A 21,181-nucleotide genomic window follows, 5' to 3' on the forward strand; every position below is an offset into this window, starting at 1 on the left:
CGATGATTAAGCTACTCTCAATAGGTTATCCGTCTGAGAGTAATAATCCCAGACAGACCGATAAAACGTATCGCAAATTTCGATGAAAAGATGTGTTTGTCTTTTCATTCTGTTAACGTCGGCTACAGCAATAGCCGGAATATTGGAAAAAAGCTGGCGTCCCAGGCTGGCATGTTTGTCTTTAATATTTATCAGCGAATGCGATTTGATAATTTCCACAAAGGATGTGCTTATTTTTCCAGAGTTTTCCATCGCGGTGACATAACCATCAACCTGGCTATCTTTACCCTCCAGCACTTCCAGAGTGCTAAAGAAAAACAGCGAATCGTTGGCCGACCAGAATGCCAGGGCGTTGGCCAACCCCAGCGTCTCGGGCAGGGGAACCGATCTGATAATGCTTTGCTCCTCAAGTCCCAGAAGCTTCAGGCCGGAAAGAATAATGTCGCAATGACCGTTTTCTCCGCAAAAAACATTATTCATGGTTTCACGGGCTTTGCGGGAACCATGGAAATACAGGGCGTGGGCGTCGAATGAGCTGCCCCGCGATAGTAAATGGTAGTTTTCAATGGCCATGCCAATATAAACATTTACCGGCACCTTGCCCGGCTCTTTGCATTTTTCCCAAAAAATATTCTTGTACAAAAGTTGATGTAATAATTTATTTTGTACATCTTCTATTTCTAATATGGCGCGTTTCCCACTGAGAAAATCCGCCTGTGTATTTTTTAAAACCAATCCATGTAGGACCATGGATTCTATTAATTGAACAGCATCTTCGGACGAAATCGCCGATGGTTTTTTTTTGATAATGTCCGCCATGGCCGTTTTCCCATCAAGCAATGCCAGGAATTTTAAGGTGTCCTCCGGTGCCGACGGTAATTCAGTAAATGAAAATTCCTCATCATCAGTAACGGCAATAATACCGTCTTCCGACAATGACGTGGTGCATTTAAGCTGCGGGAAATAATTTTTTCCATTCATGATTTATACTCCATAAAGAAAGGCATCTCCAGGAGATGCCTTATTTTTCTGGCGCTTACAGGTGCTTCGGTACCAGGACTGGACGAGTTTTTTTCGCGACGATTAAGACCTTCTTAGCTTTTATACCCATATCAAACTCCTTTCTTTAGTTAAACATACATACGCTATATATCAGCGTGCCTTTGGAAAACAGACTTACGAGGGTTCTGGGTATTTATTGAATTATTAGCTCTGCTTCTGTTTGTAGTTATTGTTGGAATGTATTTTCTTCTGACCCTATTCCCTGTTCAATGTCTATAAGCTAAATCATACCGTTTGGCATTGCAATAGCGAAATCAAATAAATAAACTAAAGTGATAATATGATAAATAAATTATTTTATCTTGATTAAATTAATACCCCAGACTATTTAGGCTTTATTTAAAATAGGTTTATCTAATAAATATGAACCTATTTTAAAAATAATCACCATGGGCGGATATAGCGGAAAACAGCGCTAACCCGATTGACCTACCGCCCGGCGGCGGGCGATGGGAGCGGCGCCTGATGGGAAACCGCCGTTTTCACATGTCATTCATTGCGGCCGACGCCGGCATAAAAAGTCATGCCGTTTATACTTTATAGATGATTCAGGACGGTCTCTTGCGCCGGTAAATAACTCAATAAAATAGGGACATCCCGGGGATTTACCGGGCAAAAACCATGGGTATTTGTCCGGCGGCCTCCAGCAATAGGTTTATCCACCTTTTAACATCATCGGTGAGAATATGACCGGGCCAAACCACCCGGAATTCATGATCTGCGGGTAATTGAAAATCCGCGCCAAACACAGCCATCAGGTTCCCCTTGGTTAACGCATCGTAAGCGACGGCGCGGCTGCCTAATACAATTCCTTTGCCCTCAATGGCATCCTGTAAAGCACTGCCGACGCTGTTATACGATAGCGTGGCAATAGGACGGGCAAGGTCAGGGGCGAAAGCGGAAAACCAGGCCGGCCAAGCGGGGATTCCGCCGCCTTCCCGCCCGGTCCAGGGTGAATCTATTAAGCGGAAAGCCGGCAAATTCCCGATGGTTATACCCGGCCCGGCCTGCTGCATTAGCGCCGGGCTTATCATCGGGTAAAAGGCGTCCGCCAATAATAAACGCGCGTTTTCGGCCGGCGCGCTGACCGGGCAGTACCGTATGGCGATATCCGCGTCCCCCGCCGCCAGATCGCGGATATTTTCACTGGCGTCGATACTCAATCCGGTCAGGTTTCCCTGGTTTTGCAGCGCCGGCAAACGATTGGCCAGCCAGTGGCTGGCGATACCCATGGTACAGGTGAGCTTCAGCAGGTTTTTGGGCGCCGGGCGGGCGCGATCCGCCGCCAGCCTGAGGATGCCAAAGGCCCGCGTCACGTCGGTGGAGAGGGCTTTACCCGTTTCATTAAGGAAAACGGCATTTCCTTTACGGGTAAACAGCGTCACGCCCAGTTCGTCTTCAAGCCGGCTTATCTGGCGGCTGACCGCCCCCAGGGTGACATTAAGTTCCCGTGCGGCCTCGGTAAAGCTGGCGTAACGTGCCGCCGCCTCGAAAGTTTTCAAAGCAATCATGGAAGGCAGACGCGCGGTATTGAGCTTGAGTTTCATGCAACCATATTGCCTGACAATCGATTTCCCGCAATGCTTTTCTCCGCTAGGCTACAGCCTTTAATCAAGCATGGGCGGGGGTTGGCAATGGACGTGGCGATGGGCCTGCTGGCGGCGGTGCTGTGGGGCGGTACGGATGTGCTGATCGGCATTAATGCCAGGCAGGCAGGAATACGCCGCGCGGTATGGTATGCACAGTTAATCGGTTTTATCTTCATCAGCGCCATGCTTGCCTGCCTGCCGTCATTATGGGATCGTGCCGGCCAGGCCGCCCCGGTTACCTGGGTGCTGGCCATGCTGGCGGCCAGCCTGACCGTTATCGGGGCGCTTTGCCTTTCCAGGGCGTTCGCCACCGGAAAAACCGCGGCGATCGCGCCGCTGGTTACCTCATATGGCGCGGTGACCGCATGGTTAAACTGGTTAAGCGGGGAAAGGCTGAGCGGCATAATGCTGGCGGGATTGCTGCTTTGCATTATGGGCGTGATGATGAGTTCGGCCGCCCGGCCGAAGAAAGAATCAGGGGTTTATGCCAAAAGCGCACCCTATTTCGCCGTTGCCGCCGCCGGGCTTTATGGCATCAGTTTTTGGCTCCAGGGCCGCTATACGCTGCCCGGCCTTGGACCGATCATGATGCTGTGGGTCGGCTACGGGGTAGGCTTAGGCATATTGAGTACATTATCCCTGCGGGTGGCCGCCCCCGTTTTTATTCCTTCCGTTACCCAGGGCCTGCTGCTGTTGGCGGCCAGTCTGTTAAATCTGGGTGGTTTTGCCGCTTTTGCGCTTGGCGCGGCGCGCGGATCGGTCTCCATCGTGACGGTGCTGAGCACCCTTTCCGGCGGCGTGGCGGCGCTGCTTGGCGCGGCGCTGCTCAAAGAGCGCCTGTCCGCCGTGCAGTTGACCGGCGTGCTCCTGGTAATGGGGGGCGCGGTTTGTTTGCATCTTTGATGCCGGCGCGGTGTCCGCTGCGGCGAAAGCCTGCGGATTCATCGGCTTATATTGAACAATCTTGTGAACGCCAGCTTGCCGCCGTTAGTGATATTAACTTCCCTGAAACCAGGCACCCGGCTTAACCACCCTTTTTGCTCACAGAGGATAAAAAAAGCAGCGCCGGCATCGCCGCCTAAATGAAATCGTCTTTCACTCCAGTCAAGACAAGCGCAACAAGCCTTACGCTTTGTTTTCGGGTCAAGCGCCAGGCCTAATTGCTGGAACTGTCTTAGGCCGGCCGGGGTAATGGCGGTTCCACCGGAATCAACCCATCCTTCGTTGATCATAAAGTCGTAAATCTTGACAGCGATTTCACCCGCTAAATGATCGTAACACGTGCGGGCATTTCTTAATTGGCGGGGCGCGCGGGTTTCTGGCGGCGAAATCCGTTTCCAGGAGACGCCCATTATCGTTTCAACGAGTTCGGCGATGTCATTTCCGGCCAGACGATAATAACGGTGCCGTCCCTGTGAAAGACAGGTAATTAATTTTCCATTTACGAGCCGGGAAAGATGAGCGCTGGCAGTTGAAGCGGCTACATCTGCGGCAGCGCTGAGTTCGGTAGCCGTCCATGCGCGTCCATCCATTAAAGCACAGAGTATTTTGACGCGAGAAGCGTCAGACATGGCAGATGCGACTGCTGCTATCGAGCGTTCAAATGAGCCGTTGTTTTCACTTGTTTCAATGCTGTTAAGTTCAGTGTTTTTAAGCATGCTTACTCTGGCAAAACCGCCCACTTTTCGGTTACTTTGGCAGCGACGATATCATTGTCCGTAATAAGTATCAGTTGATTTGCATGGTCGCTGTATTGCGTCAGGATGTTGACGCCCTTTTCAGCCAGAGTTGCGGCGATTTCGCCCAGTTCGCCCGGCTGTTCCTGCCTAAGTTTTCTGATTAACGGCTTATTGATATGTTGTACTTGAAAACCTTCCCTTTCAAGCACTGCGCGAGCCTTCTCGCCATTTTCGACCAGGAAGTGGGCGTGGCTTTCATTATCAATGGTAAATACGCCGCCACCTTCAAGACCTATGCCATTACGCCCAAGGATAGTTCCCAAGGAAGCTAGAGATCCGGGAGCATTTTTTAATACAATATGAATATCGTACATCTGTCTATCCTCGCGTTTCCGATGAATAATCCCTGACGACCTGGGCAATACGTATCCTGTAAAAGGAAAAAATCGATTCACGCCCTTCAGCCTGAGCGGCTTTGTGAGAGACATTTTTCTTCCAGGCAAGCACTGAATCCTCATCTTTCCACCAAGATAATGACAAAATTTTTCCCTGGATCGTCAGGCTTTGGAAACGCTCTATTGCAATGAAACCATCAATACCCGCCAGCAGTGGCTTGAGTTCCGTGGCTAACTGGAGGTAACGATCTTGTTTGGCAGGAACGATGTCCGCCTCGAAAAGTACCGCGATCATAATTCTTCTCTCTGATGTACGAATAAGAGTTACTTTAATGATTTCAGAATTGAATACTTCGGCAATGAGCGAAATATGAATGCAGTTCAGGCCCGCAGGTAGCGCTGCGACGTTTCGCCCAGGGTAAGCGCGCCGCGGCTTCGGCCAGGTGAAGTTGCTGACGCCATTGGGCGAAGGTCATGCCGGTTTGCTCGCGGAACAACCATCCAGCATGGCGGTGAAAACCCATAGCGGCGATGGTCGCCAGGATCAGTTAGCGATAGCGGCAGGTTTGAGATAGGCCAGGATCATATCGTGGGCCTGATGTTTATGCTGCCGCTGCCAGTCGGCGGTGAGCAAATCCGTCTCGAACATGTAGGACATCGTAAAGGCATTGGCTTTGTGAAATACGCTTAGGCTGACCAGGGTGACATACAGATGCAATGCGTCGATGCCGGGGCGGAGCGTGCCCTGTCGCTCGCCGAGCCGGATCAGCCCGGCCAATAAATCGCGGATGGGAAACGACATCGCCTGGATACGGGCGGAGTGTTTCAGGGCATCGGCCTTGTTAAGATTTTCCCATTGGAGCAAGCTTTGCAGTTCGCGGTGCCGGGCAAAATGGCTTTCGATGAAATCATATAACTGCAATATGCCGTCGACGGGGTCTATCTGATGCATATCCAGTTTCAATTTTAATTCTTCATCCCGCAACTGGCCGAGCACATATTCCAATACCTCGATATAGAGATTCAGCTTGTTGCCGAAATAGTGATAAATCATGCGGATATTGACGCCGGTCAGGGCAGCGATGGTTTCGACGCGAACCCCGCTGAATCCTTTATCGGCAAATTCATGCAGGGCAATCTCAAAAATACGCCGGCGGGTGTTCTGTGCCAACTGTTGCCGCTTGCCCGGCGTTCTGCCGCGGGTTGCGGCGGTTTCGTCCTGATTGATGTTTGACATGGTTTTCATCCTGATTAACGCTGATAAGGCTGCGTCAGGGCGGCCGGCGCGGTCTGCCGTCCGATCAACCCGGCTACGGCGATCAGCGCGAGCAAATAGGGCAGCATAATCAACAGGGCGGTGGGCACATTAATACCCAGCAGCGGCAACTGAAATTGCAGCGCGCTGGCCGCGCCGAACAGCAGGCAGGCCAAAGCGGTACGGCCGATTTTCCAGTTGCCGAAAATAATGGCGGCGATGGCCAGATAACCGGTGCCGTTGGTCATACCTTCGGTAAAAGTATGGATATCGCCAATGGAAATCAGGCAACCCGCCGCGGCCGCCGTCATGCCGGAAAAAATCACCGCGCCGTAACGCAGCCGGGTGACGGATAAACCCGACTGATCCACGGCGCGCGGCGCGGCGCCCACCGCATGCAGGGCGATACCCAACGCGGTGCGGCGCATGACCACGGCGCCCGCCAGTAAAACCAGCAGTCCGAGGTAAAACAGCCACACCTGGTTTAACACTTCGTTGCCCAGCAGCGGCACATCGCGCAACAGCGGCGGCGACCATTTTTCCAGACCCGGAATCACCGCGCTTGATCGGGCGCCGAACATCTCCCGGTAGGCCAGCGTGGTAGCGCCCAACGCCAGGATATTGATGCCGATACCGGTGACGATTTGGTTGGCCCGCAGGGTAATGCTGAGAAAAGCCTGCAGCAGCGCCAGGGGGATGACTCCGAGCACGCCGATCAGCAGACCCCATTCGGCGTTGCCGGTTACGCTGGCCCCCGCCGCGCCGAGAAACGCCCCGGTGAGCATCATGCCTTCCACGCTCATATTCAGTACGCCGGCGCGCTCGCTGATCAGCTCGCCGGTAGACGCCACGATTAACGGGGCGGCCAGCCGGATAGATGAGCCGGCGAAAATGGCCAGCAGTTCCATATTCATGCGTTTTCCCCTTTACGATCCAGCCACATGGCGCTGCCCGCCAGGGCCAGGATAACGATGGCCTGCACCACCAGCACCAGCGCTGCGGGAACCTGCGCCACCATTTCCATATTAATGCCGCCGGAACGCATAAACCCGAACAGCAGCGCGGCGATAAACACGCCGGCGACCGAGTTGCGCGCCAGCAGTCCCACCACCAGCCCGTCAAATCCGTAACCGGAGGAGAACCCCGCTTTTAGCGAGTATTGATCCCCTTGCAGCATCATCGCGCCCGCCAGTCCGCCGAACGCGCCGGCAATGACCAGGGCGGCCACCGTGGTCCGGGTGATGGCTATCCCGGCGCGTTTGGCCGCCAGCGGATTGTAGCCGACCGCCCGCAGCGCAAAACCAAAACGCGTACGCTGTATAACGATCGCCACCACAATGCCCAGTACCACCGTCACCGCTAAACCCAGATGGATGCCCAATCCGCTATCCGGCCACAGCAGGGGTAATTGTGTGGTGTCGGGAATGGTCTGGGACTCCGGCAGCGTTCCCCCGCTGGTCATCGGCTGGCGCAGCAGATCCACGGATTGGACGCACCAGTAAAGTAACCAAACGGCGATAAACGACAGCAATAAGGTGCTGATCACTTCGTTGGTGCCCAGGCGGGCTTTCAGCCAGCCGGGAATGGCGCCCCATACCCCGCCCGCCAGGGCGGCGCACAGCATCGGCACGATGTAGGCCAAGCCGTAAGGCAATCCGTCGCAGCCGCTGTATAGGCTCATGGCGGTGGCGGCGATGGCGCCGATGGCAATCTGCCCTTCGCCGCCGACGTTGGTCAGGCGGGCGCGGTTGGCCAGGACAAAACCGATACCAACCAGGGCAAACGCCAGACTGCGGTTAATGGACGCGCCGATGGCGTAAGGCGATCCCCAGGCGCCGTCGGCAAATGCCGCCAGGGCCTCCGATACCGGCACTCCGACGCTGAGGATCATCAATAGCGCCGCCAATAAGGCGGCCGCCACGGCGCCGCCCAGCACCTGCAGGGTGCGCAGATGCGTATTAACGCGCCGCGGCGGGGTTGGTTTAATTAAAATATTGGTCATGCCGCTTGTCCCGCCATCCAGGCGCCGATCGCGGCGCGGTCGTGCTGTCCGCCCCGGCTGGCACCCATGATTTTTCCCCGGTAAAACACCACTATCCGATCCGCTACCGCCAGCACTTCATCCAGTTCGGATGAGATCAGCAATACGCCGACGCCGCGATCGCGCGCGTCCCTGATATGGCGGTAGACCGCGGCCACCGCGCCGACATCCAGGCCGCGCGTAGGCTGTGCCGCCACCAACAGCACCAGGGATTCCAGCGTCAATTCACGCGCCAGCACGGCTTTTTGCTGATTGCCGCCGGACAGGCCGCCAAAGCGCGCATCGGCGCCGGCGGCGCGGATATCAAAGCGCGTTATCAGCGCCTGCGCCTGGTCGCGCATTTTGCGGCGCTGCAAAAAACCATAGCGGGAATAGCGGCCCATATGATTAAGCAGCAAGTTTTCCGTCAGGCTCATATCGGTAATGCAGCCCACCGCATGGCGATCTTCCGGCACAATGCCGACCCCGGCCCGGGTCATTTGCTGCGGCGAGGCGCCGGTGACGTCACGCCCCGCGACATAAATCCGCCCGTCGCTGGCAGGCAGCATACCGGCCAATACCGCGCCCAGTTCGCTCTGGCCGTTGCCTTCCACGCCGGCTATCGCCACAATCTCGCCGCGATTAACCACCATCGTGCAATTGTCCAGCCGGGTGACGCCCTGGGCGTCGCGCACGGTTAGCCCATTGAGCTGCAATACTTCTTCACTTAGCGCGTAGCGTTTGGCCTGCGGGGCGGCAACAGCGGGCGTTGCATTGGCGGCGCCCTCCTGCCCGGGGCGGTCGATCATGGCGCGCACCAGGCGGTCGATCTCCTGCGCCGGCCGGGTGGATTCCGCCACCACCCGGCCGTTTTGCAATACCGTGGCGCGCGAGGCGATACGCTGGATTTCGGCCAGCTTGTGGGTGACCAGCACTACCGCGCATCCCTGTTTGGCCACCCGCTCGCATACGGACAACAGCGCGCCGATTTCCGCCGGCAGCAGGACCGCGGTGGGCTCATCAAGGATCAGCACGCTGGGGTTGCGCAGCAGGCATTTGACTATCTCCACACGCTGGCGCTCCCCCACCGATAACGCGGATATTTTCGCCTGTAAATCCAGGTCCAGCCCCAGGCTTTGCAAGGTTTCCCCGATCCGCCGGCGCTGTCGGCCATAATCAATCCACCCCCGCGACTGCCCCAGCAGTAGGTTATCGAGTACGCTGACGTTATTTACCAGACTGAAATGCTGATGCACCATGGCAATGCCCGCCGCCAGCGCATCATGGGGCCGCCGGGGTTTATAAGGGGTGCCCGCGCGCAGCATAACGCCGCCGTCGGGCTGATGGACGCCAAAAATAACATTACATAACGTCGACTTACCCGCGCCGTTCTCGCCCAACAGGCAATGCACTTCTCCGGGCAGCAGATCCAGGGTTACGTGGGATAACGCCTGGAACGCGCCGAAAAATTTATCGATGCCCTGGAGCGATAGCGCGGGGATCGGCATGCTGAGATCGCCAGCCATGCGGGTTATCCTTCCAGCACTTTAATTTTGCCGCTTTGGATATCCTGCTTGATTTGCTTCAACTTGGCATCGATTTCCGGCGTGGAGCTGCATACGATCATGTCCGATGCCTGGGGACCCATGGCGAGGCCAAAGGCTTTATAGCCCGGCTGCCAGGTCTGTTTTTCCAATTGGTCGATGGCATATTGCACTTGGTAGCCCACGCCGGTGACGCTATAGCCGACATAGAGCGGGTCGGTACCGCAGCGCGCGGTATAGCTGCCGATGATATGGGTGTTTTTCTCCTTGGCCGCCTGCTCCAGACCGCGCAGCCCGAGATTAAGAATATGATAATGAATGTCCGCGCCCTGCGAGATGGCGGCCAGCGTGGCTTCGTGGGCCTTGGAAACATCGTCGAAATCACCGGTATAGCTGACCAGGTTTTGCACTTTGGGGTTGATATATTGGGCGCCGTTGCCGAATTCCTTCCCGGCGTTCACAATCGACGGAATCTCCATCCCGCCCACATAGCTGATCTTATCGGTTTTGGTCAGCATCGCCGCCGCCGCGCCCGCGACAAACGCGATTTCCGCTTGTTTTACATCATAACCCGCCACGTTGGCCGGCATGGCTTGCCCCTGATTGCCGCCGACAATGGAAAACTTCACCTTCGGGAACCGTTTGGCCACCTTTAATACCGCCGCCTGGGTTTGCCCGCCGACGCCGATAACCAACTGGTTTTTGGTCGCCAGATTGGTCAGCGCCTGTTCCATATCCGCATAATTGATATTTTCGATAATCTGGGTTTTAAGCTTGTCGCCGAAGGTCTTTTGCGAGGCCATAACGCCGTCATAACCAGACTCCATCCAGCCTTTGTCCATTTTTGAACCCGGGATCAATACCCCCACGCGCATCGCCTCGTCGGCCATGGCTTGCTGGGATACCAGCGCGCCGGCGAGCAGGGTAAAAGAAACAACCAAACGAATTGATAAGGCAGATGACATTTTGGCACTCCTATTGCGTATGAAGTGAAGTAAGTAAGTTATTACTGAACGGCTTTTGCAAATTCAGTGCCAGTGCATCCAGGTTCAGCCGGTTAAGGCTGCTGCCATCCTCTAAACCAGACAAAACGGGCCGCCGCCCGCCAAAGGAGAGACGCTTTATGCCACAGCCGACACCAGAAACCGCAGGCGTTGCCGCGCCGCTGGGGACCTTCGCCAATACCCGCTGGCATGCCGATGCGCAGCAGGTGGATATGGTGGTTCCCTACCGCGAACCGGTCATCGCTACCCTGGCCAGCGAGCCGCAAAATGTCAGAATCGACCTGCGCCATACGGCCATTATCATTATCGATATGCAAAACGACTTCTGCGCCGCCACCGGTTGGGTTGATCACATAGGGGGCAATTTTGCGGTGGATCGTGCACCCATTGCACCATTACAGCGCCTGTTGCCGGTATTGCGCGCGCAGCAGGTGCCGGTTATCTGGGTCAATTGGGGTAATCGGCCCGACCTGGCCAATATGCCGGCCAACCAGCATCATCTATATAAGCCGACCGGCGTAGGGATCGGCCTGGGGGAAGCCTTGCCGGGGCATGGCGCCCATGTGCTGGAAAAAAATTCCTGGGCGGCGGCGATAGTGGACGAACTGGCCCCGCGCCCTGGGGATATCCAGGTGGATAAATACCGCATCAGCGGTTTTTGGGATACCCCTCTGGACAGTATTCTGCGCAACCTGGGGATACGCACCATCCTGTTTGCCGGCGTCAATACCGATCAATGCGTACTGCATTCGCTGACCGACGCTAATTTCCTCGGTTATGGCTGCGTGCTGCTGGAAGATTGCTGCGCCACATCTTCGCCGGATTTCTGCGCCCAGGCCACCGTATGGAATGTTAAAAAATGCTTTGGTTTTGTCACCGACTCGGCGCGGGTGATCGCGGCGATACCGGACGACGCCGGGGAAAAGGAGGCGAAATGAGCGCTTTTATGCCCGGGCCCCGGCTGCGCGTACCGGCGATAACCGCCGGCGCGCTCGACGGGTTGTGTTTTGCGGTGAAAGACCTGATTGATATCGCCGGCAGCGTCACCGGCGGCGGAAATCCCGACTGGCGGCGTACCCACGGGCCGGCCACCAGCCATGCTCCCTGCGTCGCCGCGCTGCTGGGCGCCGGCGCCGCGGTGGAGGGCAAAACCATCAGCGATGAGCTGGCCTACAGCCTGGAGGGAAAAAATGCCCATTATGGTACCCCGTTAAACCCACGTTGGCCGTGGGCGCTGCCCGGTGGTTCTTCCAGCGGCTCGGCCAGCGCCGTGGCGGCAGGGGACGTGGATTTTGCCTTGGGCACCGATACCGGCGGTTCGGTGCGGGTCCCCGCCGCATTTTGCGGCTTATGGGGTATCCGGCCCACCCATGGACGCATTTCTTTGGCGGGGGTGCTGCCGTTCGCGCCGCGTTTCGATACGGTGGGCTGGTTTACCCGCGAAGGGGCATTGCTGGAACGGGTGGCCGACGTGCTGTTACCGCCCGAGGAGCCGGAATCCGCGGCCAAGGGCCATAAAACGCCGCTGCTGTTCGCCGAGGCCTTTGCCGCCCGCGCCGCGACCGAAGCCGACGACGCGCTGGCGCTGCGCCGCCATGCGTTGCGTCACGGACCGGCCGCAAGCATCGAACTATTCGCCGGGCAGGCCGATCGCTGGCTGGCCTGTTACCAGCATTTGCAGGATGAAGCCATTCTGGCTGCCCTGGGCGACTGGCTGCGCCGCGTCAAACCGGTATTCGGCACGGATATTGCCGCGCGCTTTGCCCGGCTTGATGAGGTCGACCCGTCGCAAACCGCGTTTTTTCTGGCCATGCGGCAGCAGCTGCAAAAAGAAATGGATGCCCTGCTGACCAATCATTGGCTGATATTGCCCACCACACCGCGGGCGTTGCTGTCGTTGCAAGCCGACGGCGGCCAGATCCAGCATTTTTACCAGCAGGCGCTAACCTTTAATGCCGTAGCGGGATTGGCCGGTTTGCCGCAGGTAACCGTACCGCTGGCCGACGGGCGGGAGGGCCCGCTGGCTATCTCGGTTATCGGCGCCCGCGGCTGCGATCGGCAATTGATCCAATGGGCCAGGACATATTTTGCCTGACGTTCGGCTAAGACTCGGCAAGTACGGCGGCGGTGCATCAAATTCCTGCGGCTGGTCCGGGGTCTGGCTGCCCGGAGGCTTTGCGCATTACCGATCTGTAATGCTTGGGGGCCCTGCCGGTGACGCGCTTGAACGCAATGCTGAATGCGCTCTCGGAAGAATAGCCCAGCGACGCCGCAAGCGTAGCCAGGGAAGCATTGCCTTCCCGCAGCGTGCGTTCGGCCAGATGCATGCGCCACTGGGTGAGGTAGGTCAGCGGCGCGACGCCGGCGACGGATTTGAAATAGATCGCGAAAGCGGTGCGCGACATGGCGCAGGCCTGGGCGAGATCGGCCAGATGACGGGCCTGGGCGGGATCGTCATGCATCAAGCGAATGGCCGGCGCGATACGCGGATCGCTGATGGCTCTCAGCCGCCCGGCCATCAAGGCATCCGTGGTGGCCAGGTAACCGCGCAGGATTTGCAGGAACATCAACTGGGCCAGCTGCGCCGACGCAAAGTCGGAGCCAGGCAACCCGGAGCTATGCTCATGTACCAGTTGATCGATCAGCCATTGCAGCGCGGTGGCCTCAGCGCGGCCGGCGCGCAAATGGATGGCCGGCGGCAGGTTATTGATAAGCAACTGACCGCCGGCCGAGTCCAACTGCACGTGCCCCCCCAAAAAGAGAAATTCGTCCCCCACGCCAATATTAATGATTTTGCGGGATACATGCGCAAAAAGATGTCTGGCATTCTGCGCAGGCAAGGAAAGGTCGCTTGCGAGGGTGAACGCGCGGGCGGCGGCCATCAGGAATACATCGCCCTCCCTGAGCCGGATGGGGGCATCCCCGCCTTCCATGGCGAGCCAGCATGCGCCCCGCGCGGCGATGAAAAATTTGACGCGATCGGGCGGTGGAAACGCAATCGCCCAATCGCCGCCGGCGCTAAAACCACCGGCGACCACCGAGCGGGCATTCACCAGCGTCAGGATATGAGAAAAGGGATCTTGGTTCATTTCTGAACTATCGCAAATGTTTTAAGCACTGGCAAGTATTCCCGGTCCACAACAAGCGCGCTATCGTGGCGGATATCGACACCGACCCATACACCAGCAGAGGTTCTTTATGTCTACACCCCAACTCCCCATTAATTCCGGTTTCACCGCCGCATCGACCACCGCCCATGTTATCAGCGGCATCAACCTGGTGGGCAAGGTGGCGATTATCACCGGCGGCTATTCCGGGCTCGGCCGGGAAACCGCCCGGACCCTGGTCTCGGCGGGCGCGCGGGTCATCGTACCGGCCCGCGACGTGGCGCGCGCCAAACACTCCCTGGCAGGCATCGGCGGTATCGAAATCGAGCCGATGGACCTGCTCGATCCCGCATCCATAGACGATTTTGCCCGGCGTTTCCTGGATTCGGGCCTGCCGCTGCATATGCTGATCAACAGCGCCGGCATTATGGCCTTGCCCGAGCGCAGCCTGGACGCACGGGGCTACGAGCTCCAATTCGCCACCAATCATCTCGGCCATTTTCAACTCACCGCGCAGCTGTGGCCGGCGCTGAAACGTACCGAAAGGGCGCGGGTTATTGCGGTTTCGTCCATGGGGCATCGATTCTCGCCGGTGATTTTCGATGATATCAATTTTGCGCATCGCCCCTACGATCCCTGGGCGGGTTATGGCCAGTCCAAGACCGCCAATGTACTGTTCGCGCTGGAATTGGACGCGCGCGGCAAAGCCGACGGCGTGCGGGCCTTTTCGCTGCATCCGGGCGGCATTCCCGGCACCGGCCTGGAGAAGCATGTGCCGGTGGCGATTTTGCAGGAGGCCGGCGTGATCGATGAAAACGGCGCTCCATTGATCGATCCCGCCAAGGATATCAAATCGATACCGCAGGGCGCGGCGACCCAAGTCTGGTGCGCCACCAGCCCGCAGCTCGACGGCCTGGGCGGCGTTTTTTGCGTCGACTCGGACATAGCGCCGCTAATGGCCGGTCAGCCGGAGAATTTTTCGATTTTGCGCAACCACCGTACCGGCGCGCGGGATACGGGCGTGGCGGCGTATGCCGTCGACGGCGAGGCCGCCGCGCGGCTGTGGACGGCCAGCGAGCAGCTAACCGGCCTTAATTTCTTATCCTGACCCAAACAGCGGCAAAGCCGAAGCTTCCTCCGGCTTTGCCGACGCTGCCGCCTAGCCCGTCGCTGCCCGCGTCATAAAGCATTTCGCCTTATCCAGAACGCGGCTTGCCGATGTCAAAGGATTAATTTCGGCAAGATAAAAGATTCGTTAATCGCCTCCGTCACCACGCGAACGCACCGCTCTTATCGCAACAACTTCAATGATCCGGTCAGCGATTTAATCCACTTTGACGGACCGGCCAGACCCACCCCATCGATGATTTCCATGGCTAGGGTCCGCCGCGGGAACTCGCGTTGGTAATCCAGATAATCATGCATACCGCGGGCATAGGCAGGAAACGGCACCGCTGCCCGGGTTCTGCTATCGGCGACGGCCTTGAGCAGCAGCACCCTGATAACCGTTTCATCCGCCTGCAGGATCGGCACCGGTAGCCGCGAGCTGATATCGATGATTAAGCCCCGGCTGTCGCTCAATTGCTGGTTAGCCAGTTCCGGCAGCCTGGCGGCCAAACCTATGCTGATGGCGCCCACGGTATTGGCCAACAGCCCCAGCGGCAGCGCGGGATTGACGATAATCGCAATGCGCAGATCTTCAATCACGATTTCTTCCTATGAAAATGAATAATCAGAGCTGAAATCATAATGCGGGAACGCTGGCAGAACCTGTTTATTATTGCTTTTTTACGGTTATAAAAGGTATGTTTTACCTTTTATAGACCAGATTAGGAAAAAATATGCCAAATATTTCCCTCGATGCGGCAGATATCAGAATCTTACATGAATTGCAGGATGCGGGACGGATGACCAACCAACAGCTGGCGGAAAAAGTAGGCATGGCCGCTTCCCCTTGTTGGCGCCGGGTCAGGCAGCTTGAGCAACTCGGGGTGATCGCCGGCTACCGGGCGGTGCTGGATCGGAAAAAAGCCGGGCTGGGCATATTGGCGTTTATTCGGGTAAAAATCGATAGCCACAATGAAACCGAAGCCAGGCAGTTTGAAGTGGAGATAGAGAAACTGGCGGCGGTAATCGCCTGCTATGCGGTGGCGGGCAGCGCCGATTTCCTGCTGCAAGTGGTGGCCAGGGATCTGGATGAGTATTCAGCGTTCGCCATGTCGGTGATACGCTGCCTGCCGCGGATCAAAGAGATGGAAACGACCTTTGTCCTGCGCGAAATAAAACCCTTGGGCGCATTGCCGCTGGGTTCTTGAATTTGTAGCGGGCAGTATGTAGCGGGCATAAAGCAGAAACAGGCAACAATCGGGTAGGATCGCAGAAGCCCCGGGCCGGTTTTAGCTCTATCTTGGACAGATCAAATGTCGTGGCGGGAGAGTATCGTTAGTGCAGGCCGCGGCGATCGCCGGCGGTCATCACATTTAATCATGATTTTCGGAGGCACTGATGCTTGATCATATTTTTCTGTCGGTAAGCGATATCAATCGTTCTATCGCCTTTTACCAAGCCGCGCTTGCCCCGCTCGGGATCGCCGATCGCCTGGATTACGATGGTAAGGACGGTCCGCCCGGGCATCCCGATTTAAAAGGATTCGGGGCCGGCGGACGGATTTTTTTCTGGCTGCGGGCCGGCGTAGTGGAGGGCGGGGCCGCCCATGTGGGATTCGTGGCGCAAAGCAAGACCGATGTTGATAACGCTTACGCCGCCGCTATCGGCGCTGGCGCCAAGGATAATGGCGCCCCGGGAGCCAGGCTGCATTATGACCCGCGCTACTATGCGGCCAACGTCTTCGATCCGGACGGCTACAGCCTGGAGTTTGTGCATAAAAGCTGGCAGCATGCCCCATTATAAATAACCCATCATTAATCATCCGCTGATTTACGGCGCGACGGGTTATACCACGCATCATGTCTTTATCGAGCGTTGCTAACACGGGACCAAAGGACTTTATCAGGAGATCTCGGGGTCGGCGTCAATCAGCAAAAGCGTTCCATAACTCCCCGGTAAAATGCGGTGCGTTTTGCCGCGGGGAATAACGTAATAATCCCCCGAGGCCATATCAATCAGATGGTCTTCAATCTCAAGCTGTAGTTTGCCTTCGATAAGAATCAGCGCCTCGGCGAAATCCTCATGCCGTTCCGCGGCAATACCGCTTTGGTCCATGCGGATCAGCTTGATATTCGCCTGGCCAATAGTGCTGATAATGCGTGATTTCCAGGCTTCAGGCAGCGCCGAGGTTTCATTGATAAGGGATTTTGCGTGCAATGTAGCCTCTGATTGGATGATGCCGGAGACGTAATATAAAAAATTCCCCGGCATTATCCAAATGCGTTAACCGGCATTGAGCCGCATAAAAATGGGTAAGGGCCGCGATCGGTCAATTACCCGGATTACCACTTTGCCAAAAGGCCCCCGATCCAGATGCCGAAACGCCGCGGGAACCTCGCTGAAACTATAGACCTGGTCCACCACCGGCTTAATGTTTTTCTGTTCAAAGGCGGCCGTCATTTGCTCAAACGCACGCCGGTGACCCACCGAGATCCCTTGAATAACAGCGCGCCGCAGCATTAAGGGAACGGCGGGTAATATGATGTCCGGGCCATTAAGAAACCCAATCTGGGCTATCCGGCCGCCGGTCGCCAGCGCGGCTACGGACTGACCGAGATTTTCCCCGCCGATATTTTCAATAATATGGTCGGCGCCCCGTCCGGCGGTCAATGACAGGACTTTTGGCGCCCAGTCAGGATATTCCGTGGTATCGATGGTATCGCAGTCCGCCAAGCTTTTGACGCGCGCCAGTTTTTCAGCGCTGCGGGATGTGATGATCGCTTTGGCGCCGAAAGCGCGGGCGATTTGCAGGGCAAAAAGAGATACGCCGCCCGTTCCCTGCGTGACAATGGCCTGTCCGGCTTTAAGTTGCCCCATCTCAATCAAGGCAAACCAGGCGGTCAGCGCGGCGACCGGGAGGGTAGCGGCTTCTTCATCCGTTAATGTCGCCGCAACCCTGACGGCCACGCTTTCATCCAGCAACACATATTCCGCCAGCATGCCGGGCAACGGCCCGCCGAGGGAAAGGCCGTGGCGGAACATTTCGGCGGGCGGTTCGCCGTCAATCCACTGTGTCCAGAAGTTGCCGGATACCCGATCGCCGCGCCGGAATTTAGTGACATCCTTGCCCACGGCCGCCACTTCGCCCGCCATATCCGATGTCGGTACAAAGGGCATCAGCGGTTTCTCGGCTAATAATTCGCCTTCCACGACCAGCTTATCGCGATAGTTCAGAGAGACCGCGGCTACCCTGACCAGTAGTTGGTTTTTTCCAGGGGTAGGGACCGGAACTTCAACCTGCTTTAGTTGTTCAATGCCAAATTGATGCAACTGCCATTGCTTCATGGTCTGCGTCATGACGATATCTCCGCGATGAATAATATCGATCATGTTACTGGCGACGTAATGTCCTGTATCGCGCTATGATAGCGCATCATTTCCTCCTTATATTCGCCAATCCAATGAAAAATGGTCTGCATTCCCGGCTTCAGGATATCTCCGCGTTTGTTTATACGGTGGAAACGGGGAGTTTCACCGCCGCGGCTATACGGATGGGGATATCAAAATCCGCCCCTGGCAAAAGCGTCGCACGGCTCGAAGATCGGCTGGGCATCAAACTCTTAAACCGAACCACGCGCAGCCTGAGCCTGACCAATGCAGGGCTTGATTATTACCAAAGCTGCCTCAGGGTGCTTGATGAGCTCAACTCGGCGGAATCCCTGCTCTCATCCAGAAAACGGGAAGTTTCCGGCAGCGTGCGGATAAACCTGCCCGTCTCGTTTGGCCGATTGCGCATCATGCCGGTGCTCAAAGACGTGGCCAGTCTTTATCCCGCGCTTGAAATGGATGTGTCTTTCACCGATTGCAGGATCGATCTGGTGGAAGAACGGGTGGATTTGGTGGTTCGCCTCGGCGATCCGGGAAATTCCGCCAACCTCAATGCCCGCGCTCTGGGGTTTCAGCATTCGGTGGTCTGTGCTGCGCCCGGCTACCTGCTACGGCGCGGATTGCCGCACAGGATAGAGGACTTGAGCCAGCACGATTGCCTGGGTTTTGCCAATCGCGGGCGGCCGCTGCCCTGGGTATTTCTGGATCGGGAGGGGAAGGCCAAACCCTATAACCTGACTTACCGGCACATTATCAGCAACGGCGAAGCGCTGCGGGATGCCGCCGTGAGCGGCATGGGAATCGCTTATGTGGCAACCTGGCTGGCGGCCGAAGAAATCCATGCCGGCAAGCTAACGGCCGTTCCGCTGCCTACGCCGCCAAATGATATTGCGGTCACCGCTCTCTGGCCGCGTTCACGGGATCTGGCGCCGAAGGTAAGGGTAGTGGTGGATGCATTGATCGGCGTTTTTCTGCCCGTGGCGCCCTGGGATACGTTGTTGGGTTAGCACCGTTGGCCGGATGATTGGTCGGATCACGCTTGGCCGCGCCTGTTTCTCAACGATTAACATTCGCCATGTCGATTTTTTTGTATTTTATCGACACGTTATCCCGTTATGCCGATGGCAGCGGCATATGCCGCCGTCATGCGGATACAAACGCAAAATCTGTACGTGATAGGGTTTTTTTGAGACGAAAGCCTGCAAATCGCCCATAACGTCCAGCATCCATAAATATTGTGGCATAATAGTTTCAATCTGGGCATAGGCTAGAGAACGGCTAATACTGCTAAACTGCTACAAGATAGCTCTTATCCCGCAAGAATATTGCGCAGGTCATTCCCTCATGCGCTGAAATAAGGTACAAGGCTGCATGAAAATTCCAAATAGAATCCAACCGCTGGTGGATGACGGCCTGATAGACGATGTGGTCCGTCGACTGAAAAGCGGCAAAGAAGCCGACGTTTACACCGTGTTATGCGGTGAAGAGATACGTTGCGCCAAAGTTTACAAGGAAGCCACGCAGCGTAGCTTCAAGCAGGCCGTGCAGTATCAGGAAGGCCGCAAAGTGCGTAACAGCCGCGATGCGCGTGCGATGCAAAAAGGCTCGAAGTTCGGACGCAAACAGCAGGAGGAATCCTGGCAGACGGCGGAAGTCGATGCGCTGTTTCGTCTGGCGAATGCCGGCGTGCGGGTGCCGCAGCCGTATATTTGTCTGGACGGCGTGCTGCTGATGGAGCTTATCACCGACGCCGCCGGCGTGGTCGCGCCGCGGCTGAGCGATGTGATTCTGACTGAAGAAGAAGCGGTAGCCGATTTCGACACCATGATCCGCAATATCGTGCGGATGCTGTGCGCGGGTATCGTGCATGGGGATTTATCGGAATTTAACGTGCTGATGGACGCCGAGGGGCCGGTGATTATCGACCTGCCGCAGGCCGTCGATGCTGCGGCGAACAACCATGCCGAATCGATGTTCGAACGCGATGTGAACAATATGACCGAATACTACGGCCGGTTCGCGCCGCGGTTGCTGGAAACCCGTTATGCGAAAGAAATCTGGGCGCTGTATGAAGATGGCAAACTGACGCCGGAAACGATTCTGACCGGGCAGTTCGCCGAAGATACGCATAAAGCCGATGTGGATTCGCTGCTTGATGAAATCATTTCCGCCGAAAATGAATATTATGATCGCCAGCGGGCGCTAAAAGAACGCGATCTTTGAAGCCGGGGACATGGCCGGAGAAGGTGTCATTGTTAAACGCAGATACCCCCTTTTGGCCTCGGCGCCATCCTCAATAATATGTATCCGTTCCAAACTGTTGTCTGCTTAACCATTCCGGGATAATTTGGCATCTATCATCACCCAACTGATAAGGAACAGCGATGGATGCGATGCATGGGGTTTTTATCACGCTCGGACTGTTTATTTTGACCTTCCTGAACCCCGGTTCGAACCTGTTCGTGGTGGTGCAAACCACCCTCACCGCCGGCCGGCGCGCCGGGCTGGTATGCGGCAGCGGCGTGGTGCTTGGCAACGCGTTTTACTCGGGCCTGGGTTTATTTGGCTTGAATGCCCTGATGACCCGCTGTGAAGGGCTGTTTGCCATGGTCAAGATCCTTGGCGGGCTTTACCTGCTGTGGTATGCCTGGACCGTGTTTCGCAACCGCCACGAGTTCAGCCTGACCGCGACAGCGCAGACCATGGCCGGCAACAGCTGGCGCTATTTTCGCCGCGGGCTGATTTCAGACCTGTCCAATCCGCAAACCGTGCTGTTTTTCATCGGTATTTTTTCCGTCACCTTGACGCCCCAAACCCCGCTGTGGGCCAAATTGACGACCTGGTGCGGCATTATCCTGGCGTCATTTCTCTGGCGGCTATTCCTGTGCCAAACCTTTTCCCGCGCGGCGATACGGCGGGCCTACTCCCATGTCCACCGCACGGTTGGGAAAGTCATTGGCGTGATGGTATCGCTGCTGGCGATCAGGCTGATTTGGCAGGGGTCGCGTGAACTAGGGTAATGGGCAGGCTGG

23 protein-coding genes are annotated in these 21,181 nt (G+C 56.6%); 9 read left to right on the forward strand and 14 right to left on the reverse strand.

The window, feature by feature from the left end; genetic code table 11:
- Positions 1-6 precede the first annotated feature (6 nt).
- Both ACL2XP_RS26970 and ACL2XP_RS26975 read right to left on the reverse strand, forming a co-directional pair.
- Positions 7-981, reverse strand: a complete 975-nt coding sequence (locus ACL2XP_RS26970) for a hypothetical protein (protein WP_413736488.1) — start codon at positions 979-981, stop codon at positions 7-9.
- 686 nt (positions 982-1,667) lie between these two features.
- Positions 1,668-2,609 (reverse strand): LysR family transcriptional regulator, encoded by a 942-nt coding sequence (locus ACL2XP_RS26975; RefSeq protein ID WP_413736489.1) that lies wholly within the window; start codon positions 2,607-2,609, stop codon positions 1,668-1,670.
- 87 nt (positions 2,610-2,696) lie between these two features.
- Here ACL2XP_RS26975 and ACL2XP_RS26980 point away from each other — a divergent pair, with 87 nt between their 5' ends.
- Positions 2,697-3,554: an EamA family transporter gene (locus ACL2XP_RS26980; protein ID WP_413736490.1), complete on the forward strand. Its 858-nt coding sequence runs from the start codon at positions 2,697-2,699 to the stop codon at positions 3,552-3,554.
- Between the two features lie 38 nt (positions 3,555-3,592).
- Here ACL2XP_RS26980 and ACL2XP_RS26985 read toward each other — a convergent pair whose 3' ends face one another.
- The 8 genes from ACL2XP_RS26985 to ACL2XP_RS27020 all read right to left on the reverse strand — a co-directional run bounded on the left by ACL2XP_RS26985 (position 3,593) and on the right by ACL2XP_RS27020 (position 10,509).
- A complete protein-coding gene (locus tag ACL2XP_RS26985; RefSeq protein ID WP_413736491.1) occupies positions 3,593-4,309 on the reverse strand; it encodes an ArsR/SmtB family transcription factor in 717 nt (238 codons plus the stop codon).
- A gap of 2 nt (positions 4,310-4,311) precedes the next feature.
- On the reverse strand, positions 4,312-4,704 hold the full coding sequence (locus ACL2XP_RS26990) for an amino acid-binding protein (protein WP_413736492.1): 393 nt from the start codon (positions 4,702-4,704) through the stop codon (positions 4,312-4,314).
- Positions 4,705-4,708: 4 nt separating this feature from the next.
- Positions 4,709-5,020: an antibiotic biosynthesis monooxygenase family protein gene (locus ACL2XP_RS26995; protein WP_413736493.1), complete on the reverse strand. Its 312-nt coding sequence runs from the start codon at positions 5,018-5,020 to the stop codon at positions 4,709-4,711.
- Positions 5,021-5,269: 249 nt separating this feature from the next.
- Positions 5,270-5,962, reverse strand: coding sequence for a TetR family transcriptional regulator (locus tag ACL2XP_RS27000; RefSeq protein WP_413736494.1), 693 nt, complete (start codon positions 5,960-5,962; stop codon positions 5,270-5,272).
- Positions 5,963-5,976: 14 nt separating this feature from the next.
- The gene (locus ACL2XP_RS27005) at positions 5,977-6,894 is read right to left on the reverse strand and encodes an ABC transporter permease (protein WP_413736495.1); all 918 of its coding nucleotides are present in this window, start codon (positions 6,892-6,894) and stop codon (positions 5,977-5,979) included.
- The gene (locus ACL2XP_RS27010) at positions 6,891-7,982 is read right to left on the reverse strand and encodes an ABC transporter permease (protein WP_413736496.1); all 1,092 of its coding nucleotides are present in this window, start codon (positions 7,980-7,982) and stop codon (positions 6,891-6,893) included. Before ACL2XP_RS27010 ends, ACL2XP_RS27005 begins: the two co-directional genes overlap by 4 nt.
- Positions 7,979-9,526: an ABC transporter ATP-binding protein gene (locus ACL2XP_RS27015; RefSeq protein ID WP_413736497.1), complete on the reverse strand. Its 1,548-nt coding sequence runs from the start codon at positions 9,524-9,526 to the stop codon at positions 7,979-7,981. The genes ACL2XP_RS27010 and ACL2XP_RS27015 overlap by 4 nt, the downstream gene beginning before the upstream one ends.
- Before the next feature lie 5 nt (positions 9,527-9,531).
- Entirely contained in the window at positions 9,532-10,509 is a 978-nt protein-coding gene (locus tag ACL2XP_RS27020; protein ID WP_413736498.1) for a BMP family protein, read from the reverse strand.
- Positions 10,510-10,667: 158 nt separating this feature from the next.
- Here ACL2XP_RS27020 and ACL2XP_RS27025 point away from each other — a divergent pair, with 158 nt between their 5' ends.
- A complete protein-coding gene (locus ACL2XP_RS27025; protein WP_413736499.1) occupies positions 10,668-11,486 on the forward strand; it encodes a cysteine hydrolase family protein in 819 nt (272 codons plus the stop codon).
- The gene (locus tag ACL2XP_RS27030) at positions 11,483-12,643 is read left to right on the forward strand and encodes an amidase (RefSeq protein ID WP_413736500.1); all 1,161 of its coding nucleotides are present in this window, start codon (positions 11,483-11,485) and stop codon (positions 12,641-12,643) included. Before ACL2XP_RS27025 ends, ACL2XP_RS27030 begins: the two co-directional genes overlap by 4 nt.
- Before the next feature lie 37 nt (positions 12,644-12,680).
- Here the strand turns inward: ACL2XP_RS27030 and ACL2XP_RS27035 are convergent, their stop codons facing one another.
- On the reverse strand, positions 12,681-13,637 hold the full coding sequence (locus ACL2XP_RS27035) for an AraC family transcriptional regulator (RefSeq protein WP_413736501.1): 957 nt from the start codon (positions 13,635-13,637) through the stop codon (positions 12,681-12,683).
- Positions 13,638-13,746: 109 nt separating this feature from the next.
- Here ACL2XP_RS27035 and ACL2XP_RS27040 point away from each other — a divergent pair, with 109 nt between their 5' ends.
- The gene (locus ACL2XP_RS27040) at positions 13,747-14,763 is read left to right on the forward strand and encodes an SDR family NAD(P)-dependent oxidoreductase (protein ID WP_413736502.1); all 1,017 of its coding nucleotides are present in this window, start codon (positions 13,747-13,749) and stop codon (positions 14,761-14,763) included.
- Between the two features lie 182 nt (positions 14,764-14,945).
- Here the strand turns inward: ACL2XP_RS27040 and ACL2XP_RS27045 are convergent, their stop codons facing one another.
- Positions 14,946-15,362 (reverse strand): DUF2000 domain-containing protein, encoded by a 417-nt coding sequence (locus ACL2XP_RS27045; protein WP_413736503.1) that lies wholly within the window; start codon positions 15,360-15,362, stop codon positions 14,946-14,948.
- A gap of 134 nt (positions 15,363-15,496) precedes the next feature.
- Here ACL2XP_RS27045 and ACL2XP_RS27050 point away from each other — a divergent pair, with 134 nt between their 5' ends.
- Positions 15,497-15,970 carry an Lrp/AsnC family transcriptional regulator gene (locus ACL2XP_RS27050; RefSeq protein WP_413736504.1) on the forward strand — a complete coding sequence of 158 codons (474 nt, stop codon included), beginning with the start codon at positions 15,497-15,499 and terminating at the stop codon, positions 15,968-15,970.
- A 190-nt stretch (positions 15,971-16,160) separates the two neighbouring features.
- On the forward strand, positions 16,161-16,565 hold the full coding sequence (locus ACL2XP_RS27055) for a VOC family protein (RefSeq protein WP_413736505.1): 405 nt from the start codon (positions 16,161-16,163) through the stop codon (positions 16,563-16,565).
- 99 nt (positions 16,566-16,664) lie between these two features.
- Here the strand turns inward: ACL2XP_RS27055 and ACL2XP_RS27060 are convergent, their stop codons facing one another.
- Together ACL2XP_RS27060 and ACL2XP_RS27065 are read right to left on the reverse strand one after the other, a co-directional pair.
- Positions 16,665-16,979 (reverse strand): cupin domain-containing protein, encoded by a 315-nt coding sequence (locus tag ACL2XP_RS27060; protein ID WP_413736506.1) that lies wholly within the window; start codon positions 16,977-16,979, stop codon positions 16,665-16,667.
- A 66-nt stretch (positions 16,980-17,045) separates the two neighbouring features.
- Positions 17,046-18,119, reverse strand: a complete 1,074-nt coding sequence (locus ACL2XP_RS27065) for a zinc-dependent alcohol dehydrogenase family protein (protein ID WP_413736507.1) — start codon at positions 18,117-18,119, stop codon at positions 17,046-17,048.
- Between the two features lie 104 nt (positions 18,120-18,223).
- Here ACL2XP_RS27065 and ACL2XP_RS27070 point away from each other — a divergent pair, with 104 nt between their 5' ends.
- The 3 genes from ACL2XP_RS27070 to ACL2XP_RS27080 all read left to right on the forward strand — a co-directional run bounded on the left by ACL2XP_RS27070 (position 18,224) and on the right by ACL2XP_RS27080 (position 21,169).
- Positions 18,224-19,156: a LysR family transcriptional regulator gene (locus tag ACL2XP_RS27070; RefSeq protein WP_413736508.1), complete on the forward strand. Its 933-nt coding sequence runs from the start codon at positions 18,224-18,226 to the stop codon at positions 19,154-19,156.
- Between the two features lie 364 nt (positions 19,157-19,520).
- The gene (locus tag ACL2XP_RS27075; protein WP_413736509.1) at positions 19,521-20,372 is read left to right on the forward strand and encodes a PA4780 family RIO1-like protein kinase; all 852 of its coding nucleotides are present in this window, start codon (positions 19,521-19,523) and stop codon (positions 20,370-20,372) included.
- Between the two features lie 161 nt (positions 20,373-20,533).
- Positions 20,534-21,169: a homoserine/threonine efflux transporter gene (locus tag ACL2XP_RS27080; protein ID WP_413736510.1), complete on the forward strand. Its 636-nt coding sequence runs from the start codon at positions 20,534-20,536 to the stop codon at positions 21,167-21,169.
- The last annotated feature ends 12 nt before the right edge of the window (positions 21,170-21,181 follow it).

The sequence above is a fragment of the Sodalis sp. RH21 genome (assembly GCF_047324175.1).
Lineage (GTDB): Bacteria > Pseudomonadota > Gammaproteobacteria > Enterobacterales > Enterobacteriaceae > Acerihabitans.